Raw genomic sequence first — 20,140 nt, forward strand, 5'->3', positions numbered from 1 at the left:
ATTAGGAGAATCCTTTATATGAGACTGGTTTCCACTTTATTCGCCGGACTTGCGCTTGCGCTCTCTTCGATGACGGCGCAGGCCGAAGTTCGTTTCGGCATCATGAACGAATCCTATCCGCCCTTCTTCGCCAAGGATGCCTCCGGCAAATGGCAGGGCTGGGAAATCGACATGATGGACGCCGTCTGCGAGCAGATGAAAGAGAAATGCTCGATCGTCGAGCTTTCCTGGGATGGCCTCATTCCAGCGCTTCAGAGCAAGAAGTTCGATGTGATCTGGTCGTCGATGTCGAATACCGCCGAACGTTCGAAGATCATCGATTTCACCGACAAATATTATAACACGCCCAGCACGCTGATCGGCCCGAAGGATCAGAAAACCGGCGCAACGGCAGACGACGTCAAGGGCAAGACCATCGGCATTCAGGTATCGACCATCCAGTCGGAATATTACAAGAAGTACTTCGCCAAGGTCGCGGATGAGAAGACCTACCAGACCCTCGACGAGGCGTTTCAGGATCTCGCCGCAGGCCGCATCGACTATGTCTTCGGCGATTCGCTTGCGCTTGATGCCTTCCTCAAGAGCGATAGCGGCAAGGATTGCTGCGCCAAGATGGGAGATGTCGCCGACGACAAGGAAGTCCTCGGAGCCGGCGTTTCCGGCGGCCTTCGCAAGGAAGACACCGAGCTGAAGGCAAAGCTCAATACGGCTATCGCCGCGGTGCGCGCCAGCGGCAAATACGACGAAATCACCAAGAAGTATTTCAGCTTCGATATCTACGGCGCCAAGTAAACAATCGCGACGATGGCGACCTCCTCACAAGGCATTCTGGACCTGCTCTCCCCCTATCCTCCGGGATGGGGTGGCGTGCTCTTGACCGGGGCTGCCTCCACGGTCGCCATCTCCGCCGGCGCTTTTCTGATAGGCCTGTTGCTCGGCACAGGCGGAGCATTGGGCAAGCTTTCGGGCATCAGGCCGCTCTGGCTACTGCTCGAACTCTATACGACCACAGTGCGCGCCGTTCCCGAGCTGATCCTGATTGTCGGCCTCTATTACGCGGGCATGGATGGCCTCAATCAGCTGCTCGCCGCGCTCAATCTGCCTGTCTTCGAGTTGAACGGCTTCGCCGTCGCGGTCGCCGTGCTCGGTTTCGTGCAGGGCGCCTATATGACGGAAGTGTTGCGCGGCGCGATCCTGGCGATCCCCGTCGGCCAGATCGAGGCGGCAAAGGCATTCGGCATGGGGCCGCAGCTGCGCTTCCGCCGTATCATCCTGCCCGCCTTGCTGCCGAACGCGTTGCCTGGTCTTGCCAATCTGTGGATGTCAGTCACCAAGGATAGCGCCCTCGTCGCGGTGGTCGGCTATCAGGAACTGGCTCTCGCCACGCGTCTCGCCGGTGCGAGCACCAAGCATTACTTCATCTTTTTCCTGGCATCCGCCCTCATCTATCTCGCCCTCACACTCGTTTCCAACGCTTTGTTCAACCTGTTGGAGCAGCGTGTACGGCGCGGCCAGCCGAAGCTTGCCTGAGGAGTGTTGGCATGACCTTCTCATGGATATCCGCCTATTGGCCGCTTCTGCTGACCGGAGCCGTGCAGACGGTGTCGCTGCTTGCGATCTCCGTAGTCTTCGGCTTCGTCATCGCTATTGGCCTCGCCTTCGCCCAGGTCAGCGGCGGCCCGCTCCTACGCGTCCTTGCGCGCGGCTACTGCACCTTCTTTCGGGGCACACCGCTGCTGATACAGCTCTGGCTGCTTTACTATGGTGTCGGCTCTCTTTTACCGATGATCCCCGGGATCCGTCAGAGCCTGTTCTGGCCCATCCTGCGCGAAGGTTTCTTCTTCGCCGCCGTCAGCTTCACGCTGAACTACGCAGCCTATGAAGCGGAGGTTTTGCGCGGAGCGTTGCTTGCCGTTCCAAAGGGCGAGTTGGAAGCCGGCCGTGCCTTCGGCATGCGGCCCCTCACGCTGACGCGGCGCATCTGGCTGCCGCGCGCCATTCGTATCGCACTGCCGACGATCGGCGGCGAAATCGTCATGCAGCTGAAGGCGACGCCGCTCGCCTTCACCGTCACCGTCATGGACCTCTACGCCGTTGCCACCAAGGTCCGTCAGGACACGTTGCTGGTCTACGAACCGCTTGTTGTCGTCACCGTCTTCTATCTCATCATCACAGCCATCATCGCGCGAAGCTTCCGTTTCCTGGAAGCACAGGTGCCGGTGCGGCGCTAACCAAGGCACGAAGGAGAGATCAAGCCTCTCCGCAGATCCGAGCCATTCTGGAGATCCCATTCATGAGCAAACCCTTGATCCTCGACGGCGGCATGAGCCGCGAACTGTTGCGTCTCGGCGCGGAATTGAAGCAGCCGGAATGGTCGGCGCTGGCGCTGATGAATTCGCCGGAGATTGTCCGCCAGGTGCATGACGAATTCATCGCTGCCGGCGCCGATGTCGTTACGACCAACAGCTACGCGCTCGTGCCCTTCCACATCGGCGAAGAGCGGTTCTGGAAGGAGGGGGCCGATCTCATCGCGCTTTCGGGACGGCTGGCGCGCGACGCCGCCAATGCGTGCATGGATCGAAAAGTCCTTGTCGCAGGGTCGCTGCCTCCGATCTTCGGCTCCTACGAGCCGCAAAATTTCGATCCGTCACGCGTCCAGGACTATCTCAAGGTTCTGGTCGAAAGCCTCGGTCCCTACGTCGATGTCTGGCTCGGCGAGACCCTCAGCCTGATCGCGGAAGGGGAAGCGGTTCGGGCTGCCGTTGCCGAAACCGGCAAGCCGTACTGGATTTCCTTCACGCTGGCGGATGACGCCGCGCAAAGGGATGGCGCCTCACCCAAGCTCCGCTCCGGCGAAGCCGTCGAGGATGCGGCTCGCTGGGCCGCGTCATCCGGCGCCGACGCGCTCCTGTTCAATTGCAGCAAGCCGGAAGTCATGCGAAAGGCCGTCGATACGGCAGCGGAAATTTTCAAGCAGAGCGGCCACAATCTGCAGATCGGCGTCTATGCCAATGCCTTCGAAGGCGAACAAGGCGAGTCGGCCGCCAATGAAGGCCTTCACGCGACCCGGCAAGATCTGAACGACGACGCCTATTCGCGCTTCGCCTGTTCATGGGTCGATGCCGGCGCGACGATGGTCGGCGGCTGCTGCGGGATTGGCGCTGCGCATATTCATCAGCTGAAAAAGGCGCTCCTTGAGCCTCAGAGCGTGTAGCGAGAGCCTCCAACGGCCATCAAGCCGGGAGACTATCGCACCAGATAAGCTCGGGAAAACGCGACCAGCCGAGGCCGAGTTGACCACATCTCGGCCGTCGCACATTCCGGCGCGGCTGCCAGCCATACGAACGTGACGGTCTTTACTCATGCGCCGCCGCTGCGGTCTGCGGAACGGGGCTTGGCGTGCGGCTTTGCAGGAGCTCGCCGCGCTCCTCCAGAACGGGATAGGCGGCAGCGGCGACGAGGTGGGAGTTGATCTGCTTGAGATCGCGCAGCAGGTCGAGGTGAAGCGAACTGGTCTCGGCGGTATCGATCCCGCCTTGCCGCAGGCGTTGGAAATGAGCTTCCGTACCCTCGCGTTCCGCTTTGCGAAATATAACCTTCTCCTCCGCCAGCAAGCGAGCGGCGCTCTCGTTCTGGGTCATGAACAAGGCCGCTGTCGTCTGCAGGTTCGATTGCAATCGATCGAACAGCCGACCCAATTCAAGCTGGCCCTCCTTCGAGAAATTCAGACCCCGGCGCAGACGTTTGGCTAGATGCGGCAAGAGGTTCTGATCGAGGACGTCGCCGGCATGTTCCATATTCATCGAGAACAGCAGGATCTCGTTCAGGCGGCGTCTGTCGGCCTCGCCGAGTTCATCGGGATCGATCGAGGTGAGATAGGTCTTTACGGCCGTATTCAGGCTGTCGAGGATGTTGTCCAGCGACCGCAATCGCGTAAGCGCCTTACGATCCGTATCCGATAGGGCAGCCTTGGCGCCCGCGAGCATTTCGGAAAGGACATCGACCAATCTCAATGCCTCCCGTGCTGCCGCGCCAAGCGCGACGACCGGTGTCTCCTTGGCAGCCGGATCGAGATATCGGGGACGCCTCGGATCGGCCTCATCGATCTTCCGCGGCAGGAATTTGGTCAGCAGATCGGCATAGGGCCGCAATAGCGGCATGAACACCACGGCCAGAACGGCATTGAAGGCTGTATGAAAATTGGCGACGGCGCGGGCGCTATCGCTATCGACCAGCGCCGACAGGCGCGTGACCGGTTCGAGGAAGCCGATGAGCGCAATGACGCCGACAATGCGCGTCAGCATATTGCCGATGGGCAGCCTTTTTACCGATAGATCGGCGCCCGTTTGCCCTTCGATGAGCGGGTTGATCGCGGTTCCGAGGTTGGCGCCGAGAACGAGCGCAAAAGCCTGCTCGACATCGACAAGGCCCTTGCTCGCGAGAGACATGATGAGCAGCACCACGGCCACACTGGAATGGGCGGCCCATGTCAGAATAGCGGCAAGGAGCAGGCTCAGCACCGGTGTTGCGGCGATCGCGTCGAGAACGTAGGCGAGCGCCGTCGACCCTTCATACTGCGTCATCAGGTCGAGAAGCTGATGCAGCGCCAGAAGCATGAAGCCGAGCCCGATCATTACGCGTCCGAGATCGTGCACACGTGAATTCCCGATTCGGCGAAACATCAGCACGCCAATCAGGATCAGCGCCGGGGAGGCCGCTGCGACATTGAAAGACAGCACCTGGACGATCAGGGTCGTGCCGACATTGGCTCCCAGCATGACGGCAAGCGCCGGCACGAGATCCACCAGGCCGCCGGCCGCGAAGCCGGAGGCCATCAGGCCGGTTGCCGTGCTGCTCTGCAGAATGGCGGTGACCCCGATCCCGGCAAAAAACGCCCTGGTGCGATTGCTGAGTGCCCGGCCGAGAAAAGACCGCAGATCAGGTCCGAAGGCGCGTTGAATACCGGTCTGGACCATGCGCGTGCCCCAGAGCAGAAGGGCGATGTGGCCGGCCAGAGCGACGAGGCCGAGAATAAGCGCCATAATGGTCCTCCATATGCCTGCGATCCTCCCGGCACAAACGCCGGGAATCAAGATCGCAGATGGTAACATTCCTTAGCCGACTATGTTTCTTCGTCTTTGCACCTTTTGCAAGGCCGGATTGTCATAAAACTGTTATTGTAATATTTTTTGCATTTAAAATCAGCGCAATACATCGACCAATACGATTATTTCGCGGCGACGAACAGCCGCCGAGACGAAGAAGGCCAGTCCAAAAGCGACGGTTTCTTTCCACGGCAAAATAACCTCGCCTTTTCCCTTTGATCCAGGGTAGATCCGCCCAATATAACACAAAGCCCACCTCAGCCTGCGGCAGGCCCCGTGCGCGTTGAGACGATGGCTTGGTGAGGAATTCGAGATGACGCATTTTGTCTGCATCACATGCGGTACGCAGTTCAGCGAGAGCGACGCACCGCCGAGAGCCTGCCCGATCTGTGAGGATGAGCGCCAATTCGTACCCCGATCGGGGCAGGAATGGACCGACATGGCAAGCCTCGGCCAGACGCATAGCGTGATCTGGAACAAGGAATGGAAAGGCGTTCACAGCCTGCAGATCTCGCCCCACTTCGGCATCGGCCAACGCGCCTTTCTGATCGAAGGGCCGGATGGCAACATCCTTTGGGATTGCCTCAGCCTCATCGACGAGGCCAGCAAAACACGGATTGCTACAATGGGCGGCTTGAGCGCGATGGCGATCTCCCATCCGCACTTCTATTCGTCGATGGTCGAGTGGAGTGCGGCCGGTGGGGGCGTGCCGATCCATATCCATTCCGACGATGGCGAATGGGTGCAAAGGCCGGATGCTGCCCTGCATCCATGGACGGGCGCGACGCTATCGATCGGCCGGGCAACCATGATCCGATGCGGCGGCCATTTCGCTGGAAGTTGCGTGCTCCATTGCCCTTGGCTGGAAGACGGGCGCGGCGCCCTCTTCGTCGGCGACACGATGCAGGTGACCATGGACCGCAAATTCGTGAGCTTGATGCGCAGCTACCCGAACCTCGTTCCGCTCGACATCGAGACGGTCACAACGATATCGGAAGCGGTTCGACCCTATCGGTTCGAGAAGATCTACGGCGCATTTCCGGGCCGAACGGTTGAGCAAGACGGCAACCACGTGGTGGAGCGCTCGGCACAGAGATATATCAAGGCGATCGCAAGCTGAGAATCCGACGCCGGAAATGCGGCAGGCCTAATTTTCCAGCGCTGCCTGTCTGTCCTTTACCAAGCGCGCCGGCAGGTTGACCGTGACGGACAAACCGCCAAGGCTTGAGCGGTCGAGCGTCAGCTTGCCGTCATAGGCTTCGACCAGATCCTTGGCAATCGCCAGGCCGAAACCGGTTCCGGCGATGCTTTCGTCCAGCCGCCTGCCGCGGCGGATGAAGGCCATCTCCGCGTCCTCCGGTAGCCCCGGACCGTCATCCTCGATGCACAGTTCCACACCCTCGAGCTCGGGCAACTGCGACAGGTGAACCTTCACCTTGCCGGCCGTCCACTTCCTGGCATTGTCGATCAGATTGCCGGTGATATCGGCAAAATCCGCCTCATCGATTGCCAGCCACATCTCGGGCGGCGCCACGAGCTCGAAATCGATCTTGCGCTCGCTCGACAGGCGCCGCATGACCGAGATGATCTTGTGGAGATCGGCGCTGGCGTCCATGACGCCGACGGTGTGGGCGGCCGCAAGGCTGGCGCGGGTTTGCGCAAGCGTTCGCTTGATCTGCGCCTCCATACGGCTGACCTCCGTCTGGATGGCCGCGGCCCGCTCCGACATGCCCTCTTCCGACAGAAGGCGTGCTGTCGCTTCCAGTGCCGCGAGCGGCGTCTTCAGACCATGTGCCAGATCGCCGGCGCGCGCACGCGCCTGTGTCAATTGCGTTTCGCGCGATGCGAGCAGCCCGTTGAGATCGTCCACGAGAGGTTGGACTTCTCGCGGAAACTGGCCTGTGATCTTGCGTGCGGATCGCTCCTGCACCGCCATCAATGCCGCGCGCAGATCGTTGAGCGGCCGCAGCCCGTATCGCAGGAAAGCGATGACGGCCACGATGAGAGCGGCGGAAAGCACGCCAAGGGATGGCGCCATGGCGTAGAAGAAGCGCCAGCGCGCCGGCGCCAGCTCGCGATTGTCCAGCGCCATCAGGATATCGACCATCTGATCGCCTGTCGCCGAGGGGATGGAAATGGTACGCTCGACGGCAAGGAGATGGCTGCCGTTCGGCCCTTTCATATCCGTCGCCCGTCCGGCATCGCGAGGGCGGGACCGAAGCCAGGGCAGGTTCTGCTCCCAGAGCGATTGCGAGCGCAGTTCCACATTGCCGTTGCGGCCGACCTGCCAATAGAAGCCCCCGTTAGGGATGCCGAAACGGGAATCCGTCGGCGTGTCGTCCAGAAAGAGCTGATTGGAGGAATTGATATCGACTGCGGCCAGAAGAACGCGCAATTCCTCATCGATCTCCGAGAGGGCAAGCGCCCTGACGGCCAGCCCGGAAATGGCATTGATGCCGACGCCGGCGAGAAAGGTCGCGACGATGATTGCCACCGCAGACCCCAGCAGCAACCGTCCTCGCAGCGAAAACGGCGTCATGACGGCGGCGCCTCGCGCGGAATGATATAGCCCTGGCCGCGCCGGGTCTCGATGACGGTGCCGTCGAACTTGCGGCGCAGGCGCGCGACGACGACCTCAAGCGCGTTCGACAGAAGCTCCGTCTCCTCGTCATAGATGCTGTCGGCGATCTGCGTTCGGGAAAGCACGGTGCCGGCATTGTGCATCAGATAGGCAAGAAGCCTGTATTCGAGCGCGGTCACCTGGACCGGCTGCCCGCGAAACGAAACCGTGCGCTGGCGGGTGTCGAGCTCCAGCACGCCATTGGAAAGGATCGGTGAGGATTGTCCTGCCGCACGGCGCATCAGGGCGCGCACGCGGGCCAGAAGCTCCTCCATGCGGAAGGGCTTTGTCAGATAATCGTCGGCCCCTGCATCCATGCCGTCGACCTTGTCACGCCAGCCGTCTCGCGCCGTCAATATGATGACAGGCATGCCGCGTTTTTCCGCGCGCCAGCGCCGCAGCACCGTCAGGCCATCAAGCTTCGGAAGTCCGAGATCGAGGATGACAAGATCGAAATGCTCGATATCGCCGCGATACCAAGCCTCCTCCCCGTTGCTCACGGTCGAGACGACATAATGCTGATCCTCCAGGCAGCGGCGCATATCCGCCACAATACTGGGCTCATCCTCAGCAACCAGAATGCGCATTCTCAGCGTCTCTCGATCACGGCAAGCGTTGCGCCGTCGAGCACTATATCACCACGTTTGCCATCCGGCTTCAACACGCGCACGGCATAGGCCTGACGTCCGGCCCGGCGGACCCGCTTGATACGCAGCACCTTTCCCGGCATTTCGCGCGCAACGACCGCATAGATGTCGCGCAGCGGCCGCAAGCTGCCTGCATCTTCGACCAGAACACTGCTATGTGTACGAGCTAATGCTTCCATGCCTGGCGAGCTTAGCAGAGCCGCCACCAAGAGAACGGACAGCCAGCGGGGCCAGCCGGCTCTTCGCCCGAATATGCACAACGATATCAATCCTTCTTTCGAGATGGCACGCAGGGTTCGCCCGCAGCGAACCAAGCATAGCTTTCTCAACATTACAATTCCCTGACAATGCGCGTAAGAGAGCTGCAAATTGAAAGGTGTATAAGCATGGCAGATGGCACGCTGATTGTGCCGAGTTTCGTTCCGCAGAAGTTACAATGACTATCCAGATTTCGTCGATTACCCCCAATGCCAGCCTCTCGGCTTCCTCAGGCGGCATTCGGCCTGAGTTCGTCCGCAATGAAACCCTGGTGGACATATTCAAGGCAACGGTTGCTCGCAGTCCCGACAAAACGGCACTGACCCTGATCGGAACCGACCAGGCAATGACCTATGCCGAACTTGACCGGCTTTCCGATGAGGCGGCACGTGCGCTCAGCCGTCGCGGCATTGGTCCCGGCGATTTCGTTGGCCTGTGGTTCCAGCGCTCCCTTGAGCTGCATGTCGCGCTTCTGGCGATTCTCAAGGCCGGAGCTGCTTATATTCCCTTCGATGCGTCCGCCCCTGCCGACCGCGTGGCGGTCAGCCTCGCCGATTGCGGCGCGAAATGGCTGCTGACGCATGACGAAAAGGCAGCCCTCGCACCCGAATTCGAGGGCCAGACCCTGGTCCTCAAGGCATTGCTCGCAGAAGTCGGTGATGGCATTGCGCCTCGCGTCGCCACGCAGAACGATCCCGCCTACGCCATCTACACCTCCGGCTCCACGGGCAAGCCGAAGGGCATCGTCATCACCCACCGGAACATCTGCCATTATCTGCGAGCCGGCAACGACGTCCTCGGCATGGTCGAATCGGACGTCGTTCTTCAGCAGGCTTCGGTTGCCTTCGACCTTTCGCTCGAGGAAATATTCATCCCCTATCTGGTCGGCGCGACCCTGAAGGTTGCGACATCTGCCGTCATGGCCGAGCTCGACAGGCTCGCCGACGTGCTGGAAGCCGAAAAGATCACGGTCATCGACACCGTGCCGACCCTGCTCACCATGCTGGAACGCGATGTCGACAGCCTGCGCGTCATCATCGTCGGCGGCGAAGCCTGCCCTCCGGCGATCGTCAGCCGCTTCTCCAAAGCCGGCCGGCGTTTGATCAACACCTACGGCCCAACCGAGACGACGGTGGTGGCTACCTATGCTGAACTCGATCCGTCGCGGCCGATCACGATCGGCTGCCCGATCGCCAACACGACGGCCTATGTCGTTGACGAGAACCTTCAACTAGTTCCGCGAGGCGATACCGGCGAGCTGCTGATCGGCGGACCGGGTGTAGCCGCAGGATACAGAAACCTGCCGCAGCTGAGCGCCGCGAAGTTCATCGCCAATCCCTTCGCAGGCCATGACGATCCGGTGCTTTACCGCAGCGGCGACGCGGTGCTGATGGACGAGGAAGGGCAGCTCCATTTCCTCGGTCGCATCGACGACCAGGTCAAGATTCGCGGCTATCGCATCGAGCTGGGCGAGATCGAAACCGTCGTCGGTGAGCTTCCGGACGTGAAGGCCGCGTCCGTCGTCGTGCACCGCCCGCCGGATGGCGAGGACATGCTGGTCGCCCACGTCGTTACCACGGGCAGCAGCTTCGATCGCGACAAGGCGCGCGCCGTGCTTGCAGCCAAGCTGCCGCCCTATATGGTGCCCGCCGCCTGGCATAGCCATGTCTCCCTGCCACGGCTTCCTTCCGGCAAGATCGACCGCAAGACGCTTGCCGCCATTCCGCTGGTGGCCGATCAGCCGACGCAGGCGCAGGAGCCGCCCCGCACATGGACGGAAGCACAGCTGCTGAAGGCCGCGACCGAGGCGCTTCGACTGCGCTCCATCGGCTTCGAAGCGGATTTCTTCACCGAACTCGGTGGCCATTCCATGCTGGCGGCCCGCTTTGTTTCCGAAGTGCGCAAGATCCCGCTGCTCGCCAGCATCGCGCTGCGAGACGTCTATGCCGGCCGCACTCTGCGCGGCATTGCGGCTATCCTGGAGCAGCGCGTGGAGAGCACCTCGGGACAGGAGCGCAAGAATTTCGACCCGGTGCCGTTGCGCCGGCGCATCCTTTGCGGTCTCGCGCAGGCCTTGGTATTGCCCTTCATCGTCGCGATCGCAACACTGCAATGGATCGGCCTTCTGCTCGCCTCGATCCTGCTGATCAACGACGGTGCATCGCTCTGGAATGAAATCCTCATTCTCGGCGGCGTCTATCTCGCTCTCAATCTCGGCGAGAAGCTGATCGTCATCGCCCTCAAATGGCTTGTGATCGGCCGCACGCGGCCCGGCGTCTACCCGCTCTGGGGCAGCTATTATTTCCGCATCTGGCTGATGCAGCGCATCGTCCAGCTCACCGCTCCGAAATTCCTGAAAGGTTCGCCGCTCATCCGCGTCTATATGCGCGCACTCGGCGCCAAGGTCGGCAAGGATGCGATGATCGACGAGTTCGAGGAAGGCGCGATCGACCTCGTGCGCATCGGCGCAAGATCCAGCCTCGGTGTCAAGATCAAGCTCGCCAATGTCGAAGTCATCGGCAATGAGATCCATGTCGGCACGATCGATATCGGCGAAGGCGTGCAGATCGGCAATGGCTCCGTCATCGGCCACAATGTCAAGATCGATGACGGCGCCGTCATCGGCGACCTGACGGCGATTGCCGCCGGCACGCATGTCGAAGCCCATACGCGCTGGGACGGCTCACCCGCCCGCCAGACCGGGCATGCCGAGCACGAAGACATGCCCGCTCATCCGGAGCTTGGCACCGTCGGCCGCGTCTTCCAGTTCGCAGCCTATTTCGTTGCCTACAATCTCAGCCTCGTCGTCGGCCTGCTGCCGATCTTCCCGGCCTTCTATCTGTTCTCCGCCGTGCAGCAGATTTACGCGCCCGGCTCCGACGAGGCTTTGTCCTGGGGAATGATCGCCGCGCTCTCCTGGCCGGCCGCCTTCCTGCTGATCGTCGTGTCCATGGCCGTCGTCGTGGCGCTCAGATGGGTGCTGTTGCCGCGCGTCGTGCCGGGCCGCTATTCCATCTTCGGCAATCTCTATTTCCGCAAATGGGTCGTCGGCCTGACAACCGAAGCGATGCTGGAAACCCTGAATTCGCTTTACGCCACCGTCTTCATGCGCAATTGGTACCGCCTGATGGGGGCCAAGATCGGCAAGGGCACGGAAATCTCGGCAAATTTCGCCGGTCGCTACGATCTGATCGAAATGGGCCGCGACAACTTCATCGGCGACGAGACCATCTTCGGCGACGAGGAGATCCAGAACGGCTGGATGATACTCAAACGCCTGAAGACCGGCGATCGCTGCTTCTTCGGCAATTCCTCCGTTATCTCGCAGGGCGCGGTGATCGAGAGCGATTCGCTGGTCGGTATCAAAACGCGCCTGCCCGACTCCCTGCACGTCAAGTCGGGTGAAACCTGGTGCGGCAGCCCCGCCTTTCAGTTCCCAACGCGCGAGAGGCTGCAGGCGGCTGCGAACACCACCTATGCGCCGCCGCTCCGCATGCGCCTTGTGCGCATCCTATTCGAGGCCATGCACACGTCGCTGCCGACCGCCATCCTTATCGTCATGGCCCTCGCCATGTCCGATATGATGGCCAATGAAATCGACAATGGCGCCTGGGGCAGCCTTTTCTGGACGCTGATGGCTGCAGGCCTTGCGACCTCCGGCATCCTCTATCTCGTCGCCGTCGCGTTCAAATGGACGCTGATTGGCACCTACAAGCCGATGAACCGGCCAATGTGGTCATGGTGGGCCATGCGCACCGAGGCCGTTGCCGTGTTTTACGGCGGTCTTGCCAGCAAGATGCTGCTCGACTATCTGCGCGGCACGCCCTTCCTGCCCTGGCTGCTCCGCCCCTTCGGCGCCAAGATCGGTCAGGGCGCGTGGATCAACAGCACCGATATCTGCGAATTCGACTGCACCCATATCGGCAACCACGCGGTTCTCAATATGGGCTCCTGCCCGCAAACCCATCTCTATGAAGACCGCATCATGAAGGTCGGCCGCATCACGATCGGCGACGGCGTCTCCATCGGCTCGGGCAGCACCGTGCTTTACGAGGCCCATGTCGGCGATTTCGCCGAGATCGGATTGCTGACCCTAGTCATGAAGGGTGAGGCCATCCCGCAGGGGACATCATGGGTCGGTGCTCCCGCCCAGGCGGTTCAAACCGAGCAGCAGCCGGCTCCCGTCACTCAGAAAGAGGCTCTGCCCTCCGCCGCTGCGTGAACGCGGCATGACCGCCCCTCTATTCGAGGTCGTCCTGACGGTTGCTGATGCGATCGCCGTCCTTGTCCGCCCGATGCCGGGCGGACAAGAAGAGCGTGACAAGGCCGCGCAATTAGCCTTGAGAAGTGCCGCACGTCGAAACGATCTTTCCATTTGTCGCCGGCCGAGCGGCCGGCCGGCGCTAAGGCCTCCGTATCACGAGCTGGGCGTTTCGCTTTCGCATCGCGCCGATATGCTGCTGGCAGGCTTTGCGGCCGATGGTGCCGTCGGCGTGGACATCGAGATCGAAGATTCCAACGGCTTCGATCCGGCAGCTTTTGCCTCCGATCATTTTTCGACGAAAGAGGCGGCCGCTCTCGCTGCCCTCGACAGTGCAGCGGCGCTGGAGATCTGTTATCGCCTGTGGGCCGCGAAGGAGGCCGCCTTGAAGATCAGCGGCCGCGGTATTTTCGACGGACTGGACGAACCAGATCTGGCGGCGCAGCTGAATCTCCTCCGCACCGATGGCGCAACAATCCATCTTGGCCCCGGGTCGCGGCTGCCGCCGATTGCGCTCACTGTGACCCGGCTTGTCAACGCTGCGGATCAGCCCGTCTATTGTGCTCTTGCCAGGGATATAGGCTGAGCGGCGATCTCTTGGCGCGAGCACTTCGGTCGGAACGGCGCCGGTGGAAACCGCGCCTTCCTGCAGCGCCGATATTTCAGGGGCGCGGCGGCGCGTCTGCGTCTTGGCGCGAGGCAAACCAGTTTGCCAGGGTGGCGCCGGAAATATTGTGCCAGACAGAGAAGATCGCGCTCGGAACCGCGGCGATCGGCGAGAAATAGGCCGTGGCCAGCGCGGCACCCAGGCCTGAATTCTGCATGCCCACTTCGATCGCCAGCGCCTTGCGCTTGTAGAAATTTAGCCCGAGCACCTTCGACGCATAATAGCCGAAGAGGTAGCCGAGACCATTATGCAGCATGACGACGGCGAAGATCAGCAGGCCCGACTGCACGATGGCAGCCCTCGAAGCCCCGACCACAGCCGCAACGATCAGTACGATGCCGATGACGCTAACGAGAGGCAGAGCCGGAATTGCCGCGCGGACCAGGCCGGGCACAGCCTTCTGCGCGATAAAGCCAAGCAGCAGCGGCACGATGATGACCTGGACGATGCTGATGAACATCGACCAGGCATTGACAGGCAGATATTGGCTCGCAAACATCCACACCAGGAACGGCGTGACGATGGGCGCAGCCAGCGTCGTCACGCTCGTGCAGGCGACCGACAACGCCACGTCGCCCCGCGCAAGATAGGTCATGACATTGCTCGAGGTGCCGCCGGGGCAGCAGCCAACCAGAATGACGCCGGCGGCGACTTCCGGCGGCATCGGAATGATCTTGGTCAGCAAAAGTGCCAGCGCGGGCATGATGCCGAAATGTGCGATGACGCCAATCGCGACTTCATAGGGACGACGTGCCAGCTCGCGAAAATCGTCAACGGATATGGTCAGGCCCATGCCGAACATGATGATGCCGAGAAGGGTGACGATCCAGGGTGCAAGCTGCTTGAAGACATCGGGCAGGAAAAATCCGAGGACGGCAAACAGGATGACCCATATGGAAAAGGTCTTGCCGACGAAGGCGGAAAAGGATGCCAGAAATTTCATGGGATCTCCGGGGGAAGGAGCGTAAGGATATGGCCGGTCTAAACTCGGGCTATCGCGTGTCAAGGCATCGAATTGCCCGATCCGTCCACTTCCATCATCGATACGGCATTAAATACACAGAAGAGCACGGCAGGTTTGTCTTTCGAGGAGCAAATGCATGATTGTTACCGATCCGGCGCCGATGTCCCGCAGGAAGGCCATATCCTATGCAGTGGGCCTGCCGCTGGCGCTGCTCCTACTTATCTTTTTGCCCGCCGGTCGCCTCGACTGGCGGCCCGGATGGATCTTCGTCACGTTTCTGCTGGTGAGCTATGGAATGGCGTTTCTGATCATGTGGCGCGTCAACCCGGTCATCTTCCAAGCGCGCAGCCGCTTCCAAACCGGCACCAAGCGCTGGGATCTCATCCTGGTCTCGCTCATCTTGCTTGGGATGGTTGCCGAAATACCGCTCGGCGCCCTGGATGCCGGCCGGATGGAATGGTCGGCGATGCCAATCTCCATCGTGATCCTCGGTTATGTTCTGCTCGCGGCGGGCATCGCGCTCGGCACATGGGCCCAGGGCGTCAATCGCTTCTTCGAACCCGGCGTGCGCCTCCAGCGCGAACGCGGCCAGCACGTCATCAGTAACGGCCCCTACGCCTTCGTACGCCATCCCGGCTATGTCAGCGCGATCTTGGTATTTGCGGGGCTGGCATTGGCACTCGGCTCCTGGTGGGCCTTAGTTCCTGCCGCCTGGGCGAGCGCCGTGCTGATCCTGCGCACGAGCTGGGAAGATGCGCTGCTTCACAGCGAGCTCGAAGGCTATGCCGACTATTCCAGGCGCGTGCGGTTCCGCTTGCTGCCGGGCATCTGGTGACGCTCTATTTCATCCGCGCTACGCATGGCCATGCCAGAGGGAGAGGAGGCCACCGGCCTCTCCTTTCAGCGGATCCCTTGCGGGCACGCCAAGCTTTTCGATCATGGCCTGCTGCTCGGCCGTAGGCATTTCCCGGCAGAGATCGGCCTCTTGCCCTGGCGGATAGCCGCCGATCACGAGCAGGTCGTTGCTCGCCTCCAGCCGGCAATGGCCGGTTCCGGCCGGTAGCAGCAGGGCGTCCCCGGCCTCGACCGTGATTTCCTTGCCGGTGGGTCCGCCGATCATCAGCCGGGCCTGACCTGCCGCGATACCCAATATTTCGTGGGCCGTCGAATGAAAATGGTGAAAGGAATAGATGCCGTTTCGCCAGAGGCCGCCCCACCCATTGGTCTGAAAGAGCCGTTCGAAAGCCTCCGCCCTGTTAGGCCCGTCAAGCACCTGACGATAGACGATGACCGGAAATCGCTGGTTATTGGGGACCCAGCCGGATCGCTCGAATTGGATTGCCTGTTCCATACGATCTCTCCCTATCGATGCCATCATAACCGCCGGACCTCGCCGCGGTTCCCGCGGAAACCGGGGAACGATTGCCTGCCGCCGGGGTTTGGAAACGGGCATTCCGATCAACGATGCAGCGAAAGGATAGATCATGCCTTCCATCAATTCCGCACATATCCTCATTCTGGCGACGGATGGCTACGAGCGTTCGGAACTTCGCGTTCCGCTCGACGAACTCAGGAAGCGTGGCGCCGACGTCAAGGTTGCCTCCATCAAGAAGGACAGCATCAAGAGCTGGGATAAGACCGATTGGGGCGACAGCGTCGACGTCGATCTCATGGCCAAGGACGTCGACGTGAACCAGTTCGACGCGCTGGTGCTGCCGGGTGGTCAGATCAATCCCGACAAGCTGCGTGTCGAAGAGGATGCCATGCGCGTCGTCCGCGAGTTCCTGAATTCCGGCAAGGTGGTCGCCGCCATATGCCACGCGCCCTGGCTGCTCGTCGAGGCCGACGCGTTGCGAGGACGCCAGGCAACCTCCTACTGGTCCATCAAGACGGATGTCAAAAATGCCGGTGCGACCTGGAAGGACGAAAAGGTCGTGGCCGATGAAGGCATCATCACGTCCCGATCGCCCGATGATCTTCCGGCCTTCGTCGATAAGATCGTCGAGGAAATTCAAGAGGGCCGGCACCGGCGGCGTGCAGCCTGACCGCTCGATCCCAACGAAATTTGCCAAGCCCCGGCGGCAACTGCCGGGGCTTTCGCGTACTTTCCCGGTGGCAGACCGAAGCTTTGCCAATCCGCATATTGACGGGTGGGGCTTGCTTTGATCTGTTGGCGGGACATGACAATGCCTGATGCCCGCCGGAAGTGGACGGATATCGGGGAGGAAAGCAGAGTATGACGATGGAGGCTGTTAGGGCGGTCAGCCTGAAGCAGGTGGCGATTTCGTTTGAAATGGCCGGCAAGGCACGGTTCGATGCCGTGGCGGCAACCAATCTGGAGGTAGGAGCGCATGAGTTCGTGGCTATCGTCGGGCCGACCGGCTGCGGCAAATCCACCCTTCTCAATGCGACGGCGGGGCTTTTGACGCCGGCATCCGGCACGGTCGAAGTCTTCGGCCAGCCGCTGAAGTCCATCAATAAACAGGCAGGCTATCTCTTCCAGCAGGATTCGCTGATGCCGTGGAAAACGGTTCTCGAGAATGTCGCGATCGGACTAGAGATTGCGGGAAGGGATAAAGCCGAGACAAGACGGATTGCGCGCGAGTGGCTGGGACGCGTCGGCCTTGCCGCATTTGCCGATCGTTTCCCGCGCATGCTCTCAGGCGGCCAGCGCAAGCGGGTCGGTCTCGCCCAGGTGCTCATCCGCAATCCCAAACTGTTGCTGATGGACGAACCCTTCGGGCCGCTCGATGCGCAGACTCGCCTGATCATGGGCGACCTGCTGCTGAAACTCTGGTCCGAGGACCGCAAGGCCGTCATGTTCGTCACGCACGATCTCGATGAGGCGATTGCCCTTGCCGACCGTGTCGTCATCATGTCCGCCGGTCCGAAATCCCGCATCATCGGCGATTTCAAAGTTCCTCTGGAGCGGCCGCGCGACATCGGCGAGATACGCCACGATCCCGTATTCAACCGCCTGCATCGTGATATCTGGCAGGCGCTGCGCGATGAGGTGATGACAGCCTACCGCCAGAGCAGCGGAGAGATCGCATGAACCGCTCTCTCCTTCTCCTGCTGCAAATCCTGGTGGCACTGGTCATTCTGGCTCTCTGGCATCTGGCGACCAACACCAGCCTCTTCGGCAATCCAAAGACCATATCCTTCTTCTTTGCCGATCCGCTCAAGGTGGCGCAGCGGGTCGTTCAATGGTTTGCTTCCGGCTCGATCTGGTATCATCTCTGGATCACGCTATCGGAATCGATCCTGGCCTTCCTGCTCGGCGCCTTCGGCGGCATCGTCTTCGGCTTTTGGTTCGCCCGCCGGCCTCTCATCGCCGCTGTCTTCGACCCTTACGTGAAGGCGGCGAATGCACTGCCCCGCGTCGTGCTCGCCCCAATCTTCGCGCTGTGGTTCGGCCTCGGCATCTGGTCGAAGGTCGCGCTCGGCATCACGCTCGTCTTCTTCATCGTCTTTTTCAATGTCTATCAGGGTGTCAAGGAAGTCAGCCAGCCCGTGCTGTCCAACGCCCGTATGCTCGGCATGAACGAGCGGCAATTGCTGCGCCATGTCTATATGCCGTCTGCGCTCTCCTGGGTGTTTTCCAGCCTGCATACCTCGGTGGGTTTTGCGGTCGTCGGCGCCGTCGTCGGCGAATATCTGGGCTCGGCCGCCGGGCTCGGCTATCTCATCCAGCAGGCGGAGGGCGTCTTCGACGTGACTGGAGTCTTCGCCGGTATGGTCGTTTTAACCGCCTTTGTCCTGCTCGTGGACTGGGTGATGACGATGGTCGAACGACGGCTGCTTGCCTGGCGCGGCCAATAGCACATTGAGAATAGCGAAATGGAGGAACAAGGACATGGAACGCAGGACATTTCTGATCGGGACGGCAAGCTTCGGTATCGGCGCATCGCTTGCCGGCATTCTGCCGGCGATGGCGCAGGACGCGAAGCCGGAAAAGCCCGATCTCCTGATCGGCGTCGGCGGCAAGCCGCTGCTCTATTACCTGCCGCTGACGATCGCCGAGCGGAAGGGCTTCTTCAAGGAAGAGGGCCTCAATGTCACCATCAATGATTTCGCCGGCGGTTCGAAATCGCTGGAAGGCCTGATCGGCGGCTCCCTTGATGTCGTCGCCGGCGCTTATGAACATACGATCCGCATGCAGAACAAGGGGCAGGATATCGTCGCGATCTGCAACCTCGGCCGCTTCCCCGGCATCGTCATTGCCGTGCGCAAGGATCTCGCCGCCGAAATCAAGTCGATGGCCGATATGAAGGGCCGCAGGATCGGCGTAACCGCGCCAGGCTCCTCGACGGCGCTCATGTTCCAATATGCCATGCTGAAGAACGGGCTGAAGACCGACGATGCATCGCTGATCGGCGTCGGCGGCGGGGCGGGCGCAGTTGCCGCGGTCAAGAGCGGACAGATCGACGGCCTTTCCCATCTCGATCCCGTCATCGCGCAACTGCAATATGACGGCGACATCACGGTCCTTCTGGATACCCGCACCGAAGCCGGTACCCGTGCGCTCTTCGGCGGCCCGAACCCGGCTGCAACCGTCTACATCAAGCGCGAGTTTGCCAAGGAAAACCCGATCACCACGCAACGGACGGTCAATGCCTTCATGAAGGCATTGAAGTGGATCGCGACGGCAAGCCCGGAGGATGTCGCCGGCGCCGTGCCGGAGGAATATCTGCTCGGCAATCGCGACCTCTATATGCAGGCCTTCAAGAATTCCAAGGAAATGTACTCGCCGGATGGCATGGTGACGATGGAAGGCTATAAGTCCATGATGGGAGTCTTGAAGACGCTCGATCCCGAGCTCGCCAATGCCGACGTACCCTTCGAGAAGACATTCGATCCAACCTTCGTCAAGGCCGCAAAGACCTGATCAAAGGCCACCGGCGACATACGATAACCGACCTGCCGCCCTCGTGCACGGCGGCACGCCCCTCGGCTCAGTCTTTCTCGATACGCAACGCTTCGAGAAACGTACGAAAAGCGCCGACCGCCCGTTTCGACGTCGCCTCTGGATCCTCGGAATTGGCGATCCATTGCGCGGCGCAGCTGCTTGCCGCATTGATGAGGCGAGCGCCGGCTTCCGGGTCTATGTCGACGATGATACCTTCTTCGCGAAGACAGCGAAGGCTTTCCCTGATCGTGGCGATACAGCCGTTGGCGCTCGGCCATCCGGAGGGATCGCCGAGCACGGCCGGACCGTCACGAAACATGATGCGCTGAATTTCCGGCTCCAGCGCCATCTCGACGTAACCGACATTCTCATCGACGAATGCCTGCCAGCGTGACGGTGCCTGGGATGAGATCTGACAGAGCCTTGCGGTCATTTCGGCATCGATCTCGTTGACCACGGCCTGCAGCAGCCCCTTCTTGTCGCCGAAGTGATGATAGAGAGCCCCTCGCGTCAGCCCGGCCTCCGCCGTAAAATCGTCCATCGAGGCGTCGGCATAGCCGACGCTGCCGAACGCCCTGCGGCCGGCGGCCAGCAGCTTGGCTCGCGTTTCGGCAATCATTTCACTGCGAGGTTTGCGCATTGTGTCTCCATCGGCCCTTCACATTAATTCGCATACACCGCGTATATTAGTTGACATACGAGACGTATG

At 61.1% G+C, this 20,140-nt stretch carries 19 protein-coding genes; 12 read left to right on the forward strand and 7 right to left on the reverse strand.

Features of this window, described 5'->3' with window-relative positions:
- Window positions 1-18: 18 nt before the first annotated feature.
- The 4 genes from C7U61_RS04905 (at window position 19) to C7U61_RS04920 (ending at window position 3,214) form a co-directional block, all read left to right on the forward strand.
- On the forward strand, window positions 19-792 hold the full coding sequence (locus tag C7U61_RS04905; protein ID WP_106997046.1) for a transporter substrate-binding domain-containing protein: 774 nt from the start codon (window positions 19-21) through the stop codon (window positions 790-792).
- A gap of 12 nt (window positions 793-804) precedes the next feature.
- Window positions 805-1,530: an ABC transporter permease subunit gene (locus tag C7U61_RS04910; protein ID WP_106997047.1), complete on the forward strand. Its 726-nt coding sequence runs from the start codon at window positions 805-807 to the stop codon at window positions 1,528-1,530.
- Window positions 1,531-1,541: 11 nt separating this feature from the next.
- On the forward strand, window positions 1,542-2,231 hold the full coding sequence (locus C7U61_RS04915; protein ID WP_106997048.1) for an ABC transporter permease: 690 nt from the start codon (window positions 1,542-1,544) through the stop codon (window positions 2,229-2,231).
- Between the two features lie 62 nt (window positions 2,232-2,293).
- Window positions 2,294-3,214: a homocysteine S-methyltransferase family protein gene (locus C7U61_RS04920; RefSeq protein WP_106997049.1), complete on the forward strand. Its 921-nt coding sequence runs from the start codon at window positions 2,294-2,296 to the stop codon at window positions 3,212-3,214.
- 142 nt (window positions 3,215-3,356) lie between these two features.
- Here C7U61_RS04920 and C7U61_RS04925 read toward each other — a convergent pair whose 3' ends face one another.
- A complete protein-coding gene (locus C7U61_RS04925) occupies window positions 3,357-5,042 on the reverse strand; it encodes a Na/Pi cotransporter family protein (protein ID WP_106997050.1) in 1,686 nt (561 codons plus the stop codon).
- Between the two features lie 376 nt (window positions 5,043-5,418).
- On the opposite strand from C7U61_RS04925, the gene C7U61_RS04930 reads away from it, so the two are divergent.
- Window positions 5,419-6,225, forward strand: a complete 807-nt coding sequence (locus C7U61_RS04930; RefSeq protein ID WP_106997051.1) for an MBL fold metallo-hydrolase — start codon at window positions 5,419-5,421, stop codon at window positions 6,223-6,225.
- Between the two features lie 27 nt (window positions 6,226-6,252).
- On the opposite strand, the gene C7U61_RS04935 is transcribed toward C7U61_RS04930, so the two are convergent.
- From C7U61_RS04935 to C7U61_RS04945, 3 genes are read right to left on the reverse strand one after another with little or no spacing between them, the layout of a single operon-like run.
- A complete protein-coding gene (locus C7U61_RS04935) occupies window positions 6,253-7,644 on the reverse strand; it encodes a HAMP domain-containing sensor histidine kinase (RefSeq protein WP_106997052.1) in 1,392 nt (463 codons plus the stop codon).
- Complete coding sequence (locus C7U61_RS04940) at window positions 7,641-8,312, reverse strand: response regulator transcription factor (protein ID WP_106997053.1); 672 nt, start codon at window positions 8,310-8,312, stop codon at window positions 7,641-7,643. Before C7U61_RS04940 ends, C7U61_RS04935 begins: the two co-directional genes overlap by 4 nt.
- A 2-nt stretch (window positions 8,313-8,314) precedes the next feature.
- The gene (locus C7U61_RS04945) at window positions 8,315-8,551 is read right to left on the reverse strand and encodes a hypothetical protein (RefSeq protein WP_106997054.1); all 237 of its coding nucleotides are present in this window, start codon (window positions 8,549-8,551) and stop codon (window positions 8,315-8,317) included.
- A 257-nt stretch (window positions 8,552-8,808) separates the two neighbouring features.
- On the opposite strand from C7U61_RS04945, the gene C7U61_RS04950 reads away from it, so the two are divergent.
- Both C7U61_RS04950 and C7U61_RS04955 read left to right on the forward strand, forming a co-directional pair.
- Window positions 8,809-12,852, forward strand: a complete 4,044-nt coding sequence (locus C7U61_RS04950; RefSeq protein WP_106997055.1) for a Pls/PosA family non-ribosomal peptide synthetase — start codon at window positions 8,809-8,811, stop codon at window positions 12,850-12,852.
- 7 nt (window positions 12,853-12,859) lie between these two features.
- Window positions 12,860-13,477: a 4'-phosphopantetheinyl transferase superfamily protein gene (locus tag C7U61_RS04955; protein WP_106997056.1), complete on the forward strand. Its 618-nt coding sequence runs from the start codon at window positions 12,860-12,862 to the stop codon at window positions 13,475-13,477.
- A gap of 76 nt (window positions 13,478-13,553) precedes the next feature.
- Here the strand turns inward: C7U61_RS04955 and C7U61_RS04960 are convergent, their stop codons facing one another.
- A complete protein-coding gene (locus tag C7U61_RS04960; RefSeq protein WP_106997057.1) occupies window positions 13,554-14,501 on the reverse strand; it encodes a bile acid:sodium symporter family protein in 948 nt (315 codons plus the stop codon).
- A 157-nt stretch (window positions 14,502-14,658) separates the two neighbouring features.
- Between C7U61_RS04960 and C7U61_RS04965 the strand changes: the two genes are divergently transcribed.
- Complete coding sequence (locus tag C7U61_RS04965) at window positions 14,659-15,357, forward strand: isoprenylcysteine carboxylmethyltransferase family protein (protein WP_181315792.1); 699 nt, start codon at window positions 14,659-14,661, stop codon at window positions 15,355-15,357.
- 18 nt (window positions 15,358-15,375) lie between these two features.
- Here C7U61_RS04965 and C7U61_RS04970 read toward each other — a convergent pair whose 3' ends face one another.
- Window positions 15,376-15,873: a cupin domain-containing protein gene (locus tag C7U61_RS04970; protein WP_106997058.1), complete on the reverse strand. Its 498-nt coding sequence runs from the start codon at window positions 15,871-15,873 to the stop codon at window positions 15,376-15,378.
- A 133-nt stretch (window positions 15,874-16,006) separates the two neighbouring features.
- On the opposite strand from C7U61_RS04970, the gene C7U61_RS04975 reads away from it, so the two are divergent.
- The 4 genes from C7U61_RS04975 (at window position 16,007) to C7U61_RS04990 (ending at window position 19,410) form a co-directional block, all read left to right on the forward strand.
- On the forward strand, window positions 16,007-16,567 hold the full coding sequence (locus tag C7U61_RS04975; protein ID WP_106997059.1) for a type 1 glutamine amidotransferase domain-containing protein: 561 nt from the start codon (window positions 16,007-16,009) through the stop codon (window positions 16,565-16,567).
- A 191-nt stretch (window positions 16,568-16,758) separates the two neighbouring features.
- Window positions 16,759-17,577, forward strand: a complete 819-nt coding sequence (locus C7U61_RS04980; protein WP_106997060.1) for an ABC transporter ATP-binding protein — start codon at window positions 16,759-16,761, stop codon at window positions 17,575-17,577.
- Window positions 17,574-18,344, forward strand: coding sequence for an ABC transporter permease (locus C7U61_RS04985; RefSeq protein ID WP_106997061.1), 771 nt, complete (start codon window positions 17,574-17,576; stop codon window positions 18,342-18,344). The genes C7U61_RS04980 and C7U61_RS04985 overlap by 4 nt, the downstream gene beginning before the upstream one ends.
- 34 nt (window positions 18,345-18,378) lie before the next feature.
- Window positions 18,379-19,410, forward strand: a complete 1,032-nt coding sequence (locus C7U61_RS04990; RefSeq protein WP_106997062.1) for an ABC transporter substrate-binding protein — start codon at window positions 18,379-18,381, stop codon at window positions 19,408-19,410.
- 67 nt (window positions 19,411-19,477) lie between these two features.
- Here C7U61_RS04990 and C7U61_RS04995 read toward each other — a convergent pair whose 3' ends face one another.
- Complete coding sequence (locus C7U61_RS04995; protein ID WP_181315793.1) at window positions 19,478-20,071, reverse strand: TetR/AcrR family transcriptional regulator; 594 nt, start codon at window positions 20,069-20,071, stop codon at window positions 19,478-19,480.
- Between the last annotated feature and the right edge of the window lie 69 nt (window positions 20,072-20,140).

The sequence above is a fragment of the Rhizobium sp. JAB6 genome (assembly GCF_003024605.1).
Lineage (GTDB): Bacteria > Pseudomonadota > Alphaproteobacteria > Rhizobiales > Rhizobiaceae > Rhizobium.

Coding starts and splice junctions, on each gene's coding strand:
- C7U61_RS04905 (WP_106997046.1), top strand. CDS start 19: ATGAGACTGGTTTCCACTTTATTCGCCGGACTTGCGCTTGCGCTCTCT.
- C7U61_RS04910 (WP_106997047.1), top strand. CDS start 805: ATGGCGACCTCCTCACAAGGCATTCTGGACCTGCTCTCCCCCTATCCT.
- C7U61_RS04915 (WP_106997048.1), top strand. CDS start 1,542: ATGACCTTCTCATGGATATCCGCCTATTGGCCGCTTCTGCTGACCGGA.
- C7U61_RS04920 (WP_106997049.1), top strand. CDS start 2,294: ATGAGCAAACCCTTGATCCTCGACGGCGGCATGAGCCGCGAACTGTTG.
- C7U61_RS04925 (WP_106997050.1), bottom strand. CDS start 5,042: ATGGCGCTTATTCTCGGCCTCGTCGCTCTGGCCGGCCACATCGCCCTT.
- C7U61_RS04930 (WP_106997051.1), top strand. CDS start 5,419: ATGACGCATTTTGTCTGCATCACATGCGGTACGCAGTTCAGCGAGAGC.
- C7U61_RS04935 (WP_106997052.1), bottom strand. CDS start 7,644: ATGACGCCGTTTTCGCTGCGAGGACGGTTGCTGCTGGGGTCTGCGGTG.
- C7U61_RS04940 (WP_106997053.1), bottom strand. CDS start 8,312: ATGCGCATTCTGGTTGCTGAGGATGAGCCCAGTATTGTGGCGGATATG.
- C7U61_RS04945 (WP_106997054.1), bottom strand. CDS start 8,551: ATGGAAGCATTAGCTCGTACACATAGCAGTGTTCTGGTCGAAGATGCA.
- C7U61_RS04950 (WP_106997055.1), top strand. CDS start 8,809: ATGACTATCCAGATTTCGTCGATTACCCCCAATGCCAGCCTCTCGGCT.
- C7U61_RS04955 (WP_106997056.1), top strand. CDS start 12,860: ATGACCGCCCCTCTATTCGAGGTCGTCCTGACGGTTGCTGATGCGATC.
- C7U61_RS04960 (WP_106997057.1), bottom strand. CDS start 14,501: ATGAAATTTCTGGCATCCTTTTCCGCCTTCGTCGGCAAGACCTTTTCC.
- C7U61_RS04965 (WP_181315792.1), top strand. CDS start 14,659: ATGATTGTTACCGATCCGGCGCCGATGTCCCGCAGGAAGGCCATATCC.
- C7U61_RS04970 (WP_106997058.1), bottom strand. CDS start 15,873: ATGGAACAGGCAATCCAATTCGAGCGATCCGGCTGGGTCCCCAATAAC.
- C7U61_RS04975 (WP_106997059.1), top strand. CDS start 16,007: ATGCCTTCCATCAATTCCGCACATATCCTCATTCTGGCGACGGATGGC.
- C7U61_RS04980 (WP_106997060.1), top strand. CDS start 16,759: ATGACGATGGAGGCTGTTAGGGCGGTCAGCCTGAAGCAGGTGGCGATT.
- C7U61_RS04985 (WP_106997061.1), top strand. CDS start 17,574: ATGAACCGCTCTCTCCTTCTCCTGCTGCAAATCCTGGTGGCACTGGTC.
- C7U61_RS04990 (WP_106997062.1), top strand. CDS start 18,379: ATGGAACGCAGGACATTTCTGATCGGGACGGCAAGCTTCGGTATCGGC.
- C7U61_RS04995 (WP_181315793.1), bottom strand. CDS start 20,071: ATGCGCAAACCTCGCAGTGAAATGATTGCCGAAACGCGAGCCAAGCTG.